Origin of the sequence: Streptomyces sp. NPDC060205, assembly GCF_042728395.1 — a bacterium.
Lineage (GTDB): Bacteria > Actinomycetota > Actinomycetes > Streptomycetales > Streptomycetaceae > Streptomyces.
Map to the genome: position 1 here is coordinate 1 of NZ_JBHWZP010000375.1, position 8,639 is coordinate 8,639.

The 8,639-nt window shown below is 68.0% G+C and carries 8 protein-coding genes; 4 read left to right on the plus strand and 4 right to left on the minus strand.

What is annotated here, in order from left to right; all coding sequences use genetic code 11:
• Positions 1–270: 270 nt before the first annotated feature.
• The 4 genes from ACFWGJ_RS38225 (at position 271) to obgE (ACFWGJ_RS38240) (ending at position 4,032) form a co-directional block, all read left to right on the plus strand.
• Positions 271–1,617, plus strand: a complete 1,347-nt coding sequence (locus ACFWGJ_RS38225) for a phospholipase D-like domain-containing protein (RefSeq protein WP_387333567.1) — start codon at positions 271–273, stop codon at positions 1,615–1,617.
• Between the two features lie 204 nt (positions 1,618–1,821).
• Positions 1,822–2,142, plus strand: coding sequence for a 50S ribosomal protein L21 (rplU, locus tag ACFWGJ_RS38230; protein ID WP_006374708.1), 321 nt, complete (start codon positions 1,822–1,824; stop codon positions 2,140–2,142).
• Positions 2,143–2,156: 14 nt separating this feature from the next.
• Complete coding sequence (rpmA, locus tag ACFWGJ_RS38235) at positions 2,157–2,411, plus strand: 50S ribosomal protein L27 (RefSeq protein WP_037618784.1); 255 nt, start codon at positions 2,157–2,159, stop codon at positions 2,409–2,411.
• Positions 2,412–2,595: 184 nt separating this feature from the next.
• Positions 2,596–4,032, plus strand: a complete 1,437-nt coding sequence (gene obgE, locus ACFWGJ_RS38240) for a GTPase ObgE (protein ID WP_387333568.1) — start codon at positions 2,596–2,598, stop codon at positions 4,030–4,032.
• A gap of 575 nt (positions 4,033–4,607) precedes the next feature.
• Here obgE (ACFWGJ_RS38240) and obgE (ACFWGJ_RS38245) read toward each other — a convergent pair.
• From obgE (ACFWGJ_RS38245) to ACFWGJ_RS38260, 4 genes are all read right to left on the minus strand, one after another.
• Positions 4,608–6,044 carry a GTPase ObgE gene (gene obgE / locus ACFWGJ_RS38245; RefSeq protein WP_387333568.1) on the minus strand — a complete coding sequence of 479 codons (1,437 nt, stop codon included), beginning with the start codon at positions 6,042–6,044 and terminating at the stop codon, positions 4,608–4,610.
• 184 nt (positions 6,045–6,228) lie between these two features.
• Complete coding sequence (gene rpmA, locus ACFWGJ_RS38250) at positions 6,229–6,483, minus strand: 50S ribosomal protein L27 (protein WP_037618784.1); 255 nt, start codon at positions 6,481–6,483, stop codon at positions 6,229–6,231.
• Positions 6,484–6,497: 14 nt separating this feature from the next.
• On the minus strand, positions 6,498–6,818 hold the full coding sequence (gene rplU, locus ACFWGJ_RS38255; protein ID WP_006374708.1) for a 50S ribosomal protein L21: 321 nt from the start codon (positions 6,816–6,818) through the stop codon (positions 6,498–6,500).
• 204 nt (positions 6,819–7,022) lie between these two features.
• Entirely contained in the window at positions 7,023–8,369 is a 1,347-nt protein-coding gene (locus ACFWGJ_RS38260; RefSeq protein WP_387333567.1) for a phospholipase D-like domain-containing protein, read from the minus strand.
• Between the last annotated feature and the right edge of the window lie 270 nt (positions 8,370–8,639).

The following is an 8,639-nucleotide window of genomic DNA, read 5'->3' on the forward strand; positions in this document are numbered from 1 at the left end:
GCGTCGGCCGGGGGGCGTCGTCGTGCCCGGCGGGAGCCCGGCCGTGGGCGCCGCCGTCACTCGTAGAACCCGCTCAGTCACCCGAACTGTCGTTCCGGGCGCCCGGTTTGACGTACCGTGACGCGTTTTGGGAAGCATCACGGACATCACATTCACCCCCCCGCCCCTTGGAACGTGATCCCGTACCTGTAAAACTCGGGCGGTCATTGATTACACATACACGGGTGTGCGTCGGGGAGGACGTTCACACGTGTCAGGGGAGGGGATCTCATGGCGCGCGTGCGCCTGCAGGGCACGGGGCGGCACCGCGCTGTGAAACCGGTCAAGGGAAGCCGTCAGGCGCTCGCGCTGGCGACCGTGCTGTCCGCGGCGGGCATCCAGGCCGGCACGTCGGCGGGGACGGCGCAGGCCGTCGACAATCCGACGTGGACCGAGGGCCCGATCTTCAACGACCCCCTCGGCACCACCGACCAGCAGTACGCGATCCGCGCCCGGCTGATCGAGCTGACGAACTCCGCGCTGCCCGGCTCCACGATCAAGGTCGCCGTCTACCACGTCTGGGAGGCCGGCGTCGTCGACGCGCTCGTCGCCGCCAAGAACCGCGGTGTGCACGTCCAGGTGCTGCTCGACGAGTCCAGCATCAGCGACCGCCCGACGAACACCGCCTACGGGACGCTCGCCTCGGGGCTCGGCACGGACCGTACGCAGGGCTCGTACGTCTCGACGTGTCCGGAGAACAAGTCGTGCCTCGGCGACCCGAAGTTCGGGCAGTCGATCATGCACAACAAGTTCTGGCTGTTCTCGGCGGTCAAGGGCGCCACGAACGTCGTCGTCGAGACCACCTCGAACTCCACGCCGTCCGCGCACACGCGCTTCTTCAACGACGCGCTGCTGCTGCCGAACAACCCGACGATGTACGACGCGTACGCGGACTACTTCGACACGATGGTCGCGCAGGACTGGGAGTCCTGGAACTACCGCACGGTGAGCAACGGCCTCTACAAGGCGTACTTCTTCCCGCGGGCGGGCAACACGCGGGCCACCGACTCGGTGTACTCGATCCTCAACAACGTCACCTGCAAGTACAAGGACACCGCGGGCGTCACCCAGTCGACCAAGGTCCGGGTGGCGATCTTCAAGATCACGCGGCTGGCCATCGCGGAGAAGCTGGTCGACCTGAAGAAGGCGGGCTGCTCCGTGAGCATCGTCTACGCGGAGTCGGACAGCGCCAAGAGCAGCGGCGGCACCAAGGGCACCTGGGAGAAGCTGCACACCACCGGCGGCCCGACCGTACGCTGCTACAACGACGACCGGGACCCGCTGAACCCCGGCAAGAAGCTGGTCACGCCGTACATCATCCACAGCAAGTACATCCTGGTGGACGGCATGTACGACGGCGTGAGGAACAAGGTCAGCTTCACCGGCTCCGGCAACTACACGGGCCCCGCGCTGCGCGAGAACGACGAGTCGATCGTGAAGGTCGACGACGACGCCGTGCACGACATGTACAAGGTCCACTTCGACCGGGTGACCAAGGTCGCCTACCCGGGCACCGCGGACACCACGGATCTGTGCAAGGGCGTGAAGCCGCTGCCCGCGGACGGCGAGCCCACGTAGGTTGCCTGGTCAGGGGGTGGTACGGGGCCGGTTTGACCCCCAGGTCGGGGCCCCGTAACCTTGACCCTCGGTGTGTTTCTTGATGCACCGCATTCCCGTAAACCTCTTCCTCCTGGTGGCTCGCGCCCCGGGAGAGGCTGCCTCCTTCGCTCTTGTGGCGGCTGGACTGCGGGGATTCCGATTTCGAGTGAGAGAGAGATCCGCGTGTACGCCATCGTGCGCAGCGGTGGTCGCCAGCACAAGGTTGCTGTCGGCGACATCGTTGAGGTTGACAAGATTTCCACTGCCAAGGTCGGCGACACGGTCGAGCTCTCGACCCTGCTCGTTGTCGACGGCGACGCTGTCACCAGCGACCCGTGGGTGCTGGCCGGCATCAAGGTCCAGGCCGAGATCGTGGATCACCACAAGGGTGTGAAGATCGACATCCTTCGCTACAAGAACAAGACCGGCTACCGCCGTCGTCAGGGCCACCGCCAGCAGTACACGGCGATCAAGGTCACTGAGATCCCCGCGGCTGCGAAGTAAGGGACTGAGGAGAGATGGCACACAAGAAGGGCGCATCGTCCACCCGGAACGGTCGCGACTCAAACGCTCAGCGGCTCGGTGTGAAGCGCTTCGGCGGTCAGACCGTCAACGCCGGTGAGATCCTGGTCCGCCAGCGTGGCACCCACTTCCACCCCGGCGTGAGCGTCGGCCGTGGCAAGGACGACACGCTGTTCGCGCTGGCCGCCGGTGCGGTCGAGTTCGGCACGCACCGTGGCCGCAAGGTCGTGAACATCGTTCCGGTCGCCTGACCGGATCTTTCGCGAGGCGGACCTCACTTCCCGTACGGGAAGCGGGTCCGCCTTTCGCGTGTTTTAACTGGTGGAGAGGGTTCTGTCGGACAGACCTCCCCACCGAGTAGTGATCATCGGGCGGCGACGACCGCGCGGTGCTCATCGATGAGAGATTTTCCGTACGTAACTGGAGGCACATCCCATGACCACCTTCGTGGACCGCGTCGAGCTGCACGTCGCCGCGGGTAGCGGAGGCCACGGCTGTGCCTCCGTCCACCGGGAGAAGTTCAAGCCCCTCGGGGGCCCGGACGGCGGCAACGGCGGCCGTGGCGGTGACGTGATCCTGGTCGTCGACCAGTCCGTCACCACGCTCCTCGACTACCACCACTCCCCGCACCGCAAGGCCACCAGCGGCCGGCCCGGCGAGGGCGGCAACCGCTCCGGCAAGGACGGCCAGGACCTGATCCTGCCCGTGCCGGACGGCACCGTCATCCAGGACAAGGACGGCAACGTCCTCGCGGACCTGGTGGGCCAGGGCACCACCTACGTGGCCGCCGAGGGCGGCAGGGGCGGCCTCGGCAACGCGGCACTGTCCTCGGCCCGCCGCAAGGCGCCCGGCTTCGCGCTGCTCGGTGTTCCCGGCGGCATGCAGGACATCGTCCTTGAGCTGAAGACGGTCGCGGACGTCGCGCTCGTCGGCTACCCCAGCGCGGGCAAGTCCTCGCTGATCTCCGTGCTGTCGGCGGCCAAGCCGAAGATCGCCGACTACCCCTTCACGACCCTCGTCCCCAACCTCGGTGTGGTGACGGCCGGCTCGACGGTCTACACGATCGCCGACGTGCCGGGACTCATCCCCGGAGCCAGCCAGGGCAAGGGCCTCGGGCTCGAATTCCTGCGGCACGTGGAGCGCTGCGAGGTGCTCGTCCACGTACTGGACACGGCGACCCTGGAGTCGGACCGTGACCCCGTCTCCGACCTCGACATCATCGAGGAGGAGCTGAACCAGTACGGCGGGCTGGGCAACCGGCCGCGCCTCGTCGTCCTGAACAAGATCGACGTGCCCGACGGCAAGGACCTGGCCGAGATGGTGCGGCCCGACCTGGAGGCGCGCGGCTACCAGGTCTTCGCGATCTCGGCCGTCGCCCACATGGGTCTCAAGGAGCTCTCCTTCGCGCTGGCCGAACTGGTCGGGCAGGCGCGTGCGGCGAAGCCGAAGGAAGAGGCCACGCGGATCGTCATCCGCCCGAAGGCGGTCGACGACGCCGGCTTCACCGTGGTGCGCGAGGACGAGGGGCTGTACCGCGTACGCGGCGAGAAGCCCGAGCGGTGGGTCCGGCAGACGGACTTCAGCAACGACGAGGCCGTCGGGTACCTGGCCGACCGGCTCGCCCGCCTCGGCATCGAGGCCTCGCTGATGAAGGCGGGCGCCCGGACGGGTGACGGCGTCGCCATCGGACCCGAGGAGAACGCGGTCGTCTTCGACTGGGAGCCGACGGTGATGGCGGGGGCGGAGATGCTCGGGCGCCGTGGTGAGGACCACCGCTTCGACGCGCCCCGGCCGGCTTCGCAGCGGCGTCGGGACAAGCAGGCGGAGCGGGACGAGGCGGACAAGGAATTCGACGACTTCAACCCGTTCTGAGGGGCCGTCCGCCGGGTCGGGGGTGTGTGGGTACACCGCGGCCCGGTGGGGGTTTGTTGCGCCGTTCCCCGCGCCCCTGGGGTGGGTGGGCTGGGGTTGTGTTTTGACGGCGGGCCGGTGGGGGCTTGTCGCGCAGTTCCCCGCGCCCCTGGGGTTGGTGGGGCTGCGGTTGTGTTTTGACCGTCGGCCGGTGGGTAATTGCGCCGTTCCCCGCGCCCCTTCCCGGGGGCTGAGGAGGTGCCTTCGCTGCGGCCCGGCGGGGGTGACCCGCGCAGTTCCCCGCGCCCCTAAAAGCCCCACAGCACCCCCACCCGGAGGGGCGCGAGGAACTGCGCAACAAGCCCCCACGGACCCAAGGGGCGCGGGGAACGGCGCAATTACCCACCGGCCGACGGTCAAAACACAACCGCAGCCCCACCAACCCCAGGGGCGCGGGGAACTGCGCGACAAGCCCCCACCGGCCCGCGGTCAAAACACAACCCCAGCCCACCCACCCCAGGGGCGCGGGGAACGGCGCAACAAACCCCCACCGGGCCGCGGTGTACCCACACACCCCCGACCCGGCGGACGGCCCCTCAGAACGGGTTGAAGTCGTCGAATTCCTTGTCCGCCTCGTCCCGCTCCGCCTGCTTGTCCCGACGCCGCTGCGAAGCCGGCCGGGGCGCGTCGAAGCGGTGGTCCTCACCACGGCGCCCGAGCATCTCCGCCCCCGCCATCACCGTCGGCTCCCAGTCGAAGACGACCGCGTTCTCCTCGGGTCCGATGGCGACGCCGTCACCCGTCCGGGCGCCCGCCTTCATCAGCGAGGCCTCGATGCCGAGGCGGGCGAGCCGGTCGGCCAGGTACCCGACGGCCTCGTCGTTGCTGAAGTCCGTCTGCCGGACCCACCGCTCGGGCTTCTCGCCGCGTACGCGGTACAGCCCCTCGTCCTCGCGCACCACGGTGAAGCCGGCGTCGTCGACCGCCTTCGGGCGGATGACGATCCGCGTGGCCTCTTCCTTCGGCTTCGCCGCACGCGCCTGCCCGACCAGTTCGGCCAGCGCGAAGGAGAGCTCCTTGAGACCCATGTGGGCGACGGCCGAGATCGCGAAGACCTGGTAGCCGCGCGCCTCCAGGTCGGGCCGCACCATCTCGGCCAGGTCCTTGCCGTCGGGCACGTCGATCTTGTTCAGGACGACGAGGCGCGGCCGGTTGCCCAGCCCGCCGTACTGGTTCAGCTCCTCCTCGATGATGTCGAGGTCGGAGACGGGGTCACGGTCCGACTCCAGGGTCGCCGTGTCCAGTACGTGGACGAGCACCTCGCAGCGCTCCACGTGCCGCAGGAATTCGAGCCCGAGGCCCTTGCCCTGGCTGGCTCCGGGGATGAGTCCCGGCACGTCGGCGATCGTGTAGACCGTCGAGCCGGCCGTCACCACACCGAGGTTGGGGACGAGGGTCGTGAAGGGGTAGTCGGCGATCTTCGGCTTGGCCGCCGACAGCACGGAGATCAGCGAGGACTTGCCCGCGCTGGGGTAGCCGACGAGCGCGACGTCCGCGACCGTCTTCAGCTCAAGGACGATGTCCTGCATGCCGCCGGGAACACCGAGCAGCGCGAAGCCGGGCGCCTTGCGGCGGGCCGAGGACAGTGCCGCGTTGCCGAGGCCGCCCCTGCCGCCCTCGGCGGCCACGTAGGTGGTGCCCTGGCCCACCAGGTCCGCGAGGACGTTGCCGTCCTTGTCCTGGATGACGGTGCCGTCCGGCACGGGCAGGATCAGGTCCTGGCCGTCCTTGCCGGAGCGGTTGCCGCCCTCGCCGGGCCGGCCGCTGGTGGCCTTGCGGTGCGGGGAGTGGTGGTAGTCGAGGAGCGTGGTGACGGACTGGTCGACGACCAGGATCACGTCACCGCCACGGCCGCCGTTGCCGCCGTCCGGGCCCCCGAGGGGCTTGAACTTCTCCCGGTGGACGGAGGCACAGCCGTGGCCTCCGCTACCCGCGGCGACGTGCAGCTCGACGCGGTCCACGAAGGTGGTCATGGGATGTGCCTCCAGTTACGTACGGAAAATCTCTCATCGATGAGCACCGCGCGGTCGTCGCCGCCCGATGATCACTACTCGGTGGGGAGGTCTGTCCGACAGAACCCTCTCCACCAGTTAAAACACGCGAAAGGCGGACCCGCTTCCCGTACGGGAAGTGAGGTCCGCCTCGCGAAAGATCCGGTCAGGCGACCGGAACGATGTTCACGACCTTGCGGCCACGGTGCGTGCCGAACTCGACCGCACCGGCGGCCAGCGCGAACAGCGTGTCGTCCTTGCCACGGCCGACGCTCACGCCGGGGTGGAAGTGGGTGCCACGCTGGCGGACCAGGATCTCACCGGCGTTGACGGTCTGACCGCCGAAGCGCTTCACACCGAGCCGCTGAGCGTTTGAGTCGCGACCGTTCCGGGTGGACGATGCGCCCTTCTTGTGTGCCATCTCTCCTCAGTCCCTTACTTCGCAGCCGCGGGGATCTCAGTGACCTTGATCGCCGTGTACTGCTGGCGGTGGCCCTGACGACGGCGGTAGCCGGTCTTGTTCTTGTAGCGAAGGATGTCGATCTTCACACCCTTGTGGTGATCCACGATCTCGGCCTGGACCTTGATGCCGGCCAGCACCCACGGGTCGCTGGTGACAGCGTCGCCGTCGACAACGAGCAGGGTCGAGAGCTCGACCGTGTCGCCGACCTTGGCAGTGGAAATCTTGTCAACCTCAACGATGTCGCCGACAGCAACCTTGTGCTGGCGACCACCGCTGCGCACGATGGCGTACACGCGGATCTCTCTCTCACTCGAAATCGGAATCCCCGCAGTCCAGCCGCCACAAGAGCGAAGGAGGCAGCCTCTCCCGGGGCGCGAGCCACCAGGAGGAAGAGGTTTACGGGAATGCGGTGCATCAAGAAACACACCGAGGGTCAAGGTTACGGGGCCCCGACCTGGGGGTCAAACCGGCCCCGTACCACCCCCTGACCAGGCAACCTACGTGGGCTCGCCGTCCGCGGGCAGCGGCTTCACGCCCTTGCACAGATCCGTGGTGTCCGCGGTGCCCGGGTAGGCGACCTTGGTCACCCGGTCGAAGTGGACCTTGTACATGTCGTGCACGGCGTCGTCGTCGACCTTCACGATCGACTCGTCGTTCTCGCGCAGCGCGGGGCCCGTGTAGTTGCCGGAGCCGGTGAAGCTGACCTTGTTCCTCACGCCGTCGTACATGCCGTCCACCAGGATGTACTTGCTGTGGATGATGTACGGCGTGACCAGCTTCTTGCCGGGGTTCAGCGGGTCCCGGTCGTCGTTGTAGCAGCGTACGGTCGGGCCGCCGGTGGTGTGCAGCTTCTCCCAGGTGCCCTTGGTGCCGCCGCTGCTCTTGGCGCTGTCCGACTCCGCGTAGACGATGCTCACGGAGCAGCCCGCCTTCTTCAGGTCGACCAGCTTCTCCGCGATGGCCAGCCGCGTGATCTTGAAGATCGCCACCCGGACCTTGGTCGACTGGGTGACGCCCGCGGTGTCCTTGTACTTGCAGGTGACGTTGTTGAGGATCGAGTACACCGAGTCGGTGGCCCGCGTGTTGCCCGCCCGCGGGAAGAAGTACGCCTTGTAGAGGCCGTTGCTCACCGTGCGGTAGTTCCAGGACTCCCAGTCCTGCGCGACCATCGTGTCGAAGTAGTCCGCGTACGCGTCGTACATCGTCGGGTTGTTCGGCAGCAGCAGCGCGTCGTTGAAGAAGCGCGTGTGCGCGGACGGCGTGGAGTTCGAGGTGGTCTCGACGACGACGTTCGTGGCGCCCTTGACCGCCGAGAACAGCCAGAACTTGTTGTGCATGATCGACTGCCCGAACTTCGGGTCGCCGAGGCACGACTTGTTCTCCGGACACGTCGAGACGTACGAGCCCTGCGTACGGTCCGTGCCGAGCCCCGAGGCGAGCGTCCCGTAGGCGGTGTTCGTCGGGCGGTCGCTGATGCTGGACTCGTCGAGCAGCACCTGGACGTGCACACCGCGGTTCTTGGCGGCGACGAGCGCGTCGACGACGCCGGCCTCCCAGACGTGGTAGACGGCGACCTTGATCGTGGAGCCGGGCAGCGCGGAGTTCGTCAGCTCGATCAGCCGGGCGCGGATCGCGTACTGCTGGTCGGTGGTGCCGAGGGGGTCGTTGAAGATCGGGCCCTCGGTCCACGTCGGATTGTCGACGGCCTGCGCCGTCCCCGCCGACGTGCCGGCCTGGATGCCCGCCGCGGACAGCACGGTCGCCAGCGCGAGCGCCTGACGGCTTCCCTTGACCGGTTTCACAGCGCGGTGCCGCCCCGTGCCCTGCAGGCGCACGCGCGCCATGAGATCCCCTCCCCTGACACGTGTGAACGTCCTCCCCGACGCACACCCGTGTATGTGTAATCAATGACCGCCCGAGTTTTACAGGTACGGGATCACGTTCCAAGGGGCGGGGGGGTGAATGTGATGTCCGTGATGCTTCCCAAAACGCGTCACGGTACGTCAAACCGGGCGCCCGGAACGACAGTTCGGGTGACTGAGCGGGTTCTACGAGTGACGGCGGCGCCCACGGCCGGGCTCCCGCCGGGCACGACGACGCCCCCCGGCCGACGC

What these genes read in the sequence shown, in the direction of transcription:
- ACFWGJ_RS38225 (WP_387333567.1), top strand. Translation starts at nt 271, where the DNA reads ATGGCGCGCGTGCGCCTGCAGGGCACGGGGCGGCACCGCGCTGTGAAA.
- rpmA (WP_037618784.1), top strand. Translation starts at nt 2,157, where the DNA reads ATGGCACACAAGAAGGGCGCATCGTCCACCCGGAACGGTCGCGACTCA.
- obgE (WP_387333568.1), top strand. Translation starts at nt 2,596, where the DNA reads ATGACCACCTTCGTGGACCGCGTCGAGCTGCACGTCGCCGCGGGTAGC.
- obgE (WP_387333568.1), bottom strand. Translation starts at nt 6,044, where the DNA reads ATGACCACCTTCGTGGACCGCGTCGAGCTGCACGTCGCCGCGGGTAGC.
- rpmA (WP_037618784.1), bottom strand. Translation starts at nt 6,483, where the DNA reads ATGGCACACAAGAAGGGCGCATCGTCCACCCGGAACGGTCGCGACTCA.
- ACFWGJ_RS38260 (WP_387333567.1), bottom strand. Translation starts at nt 8,369, where the DNA reads ATGGCGCGCGTGCGCCTGCAGGGCACGGGGCGGCACCGCGCTGTGAAA.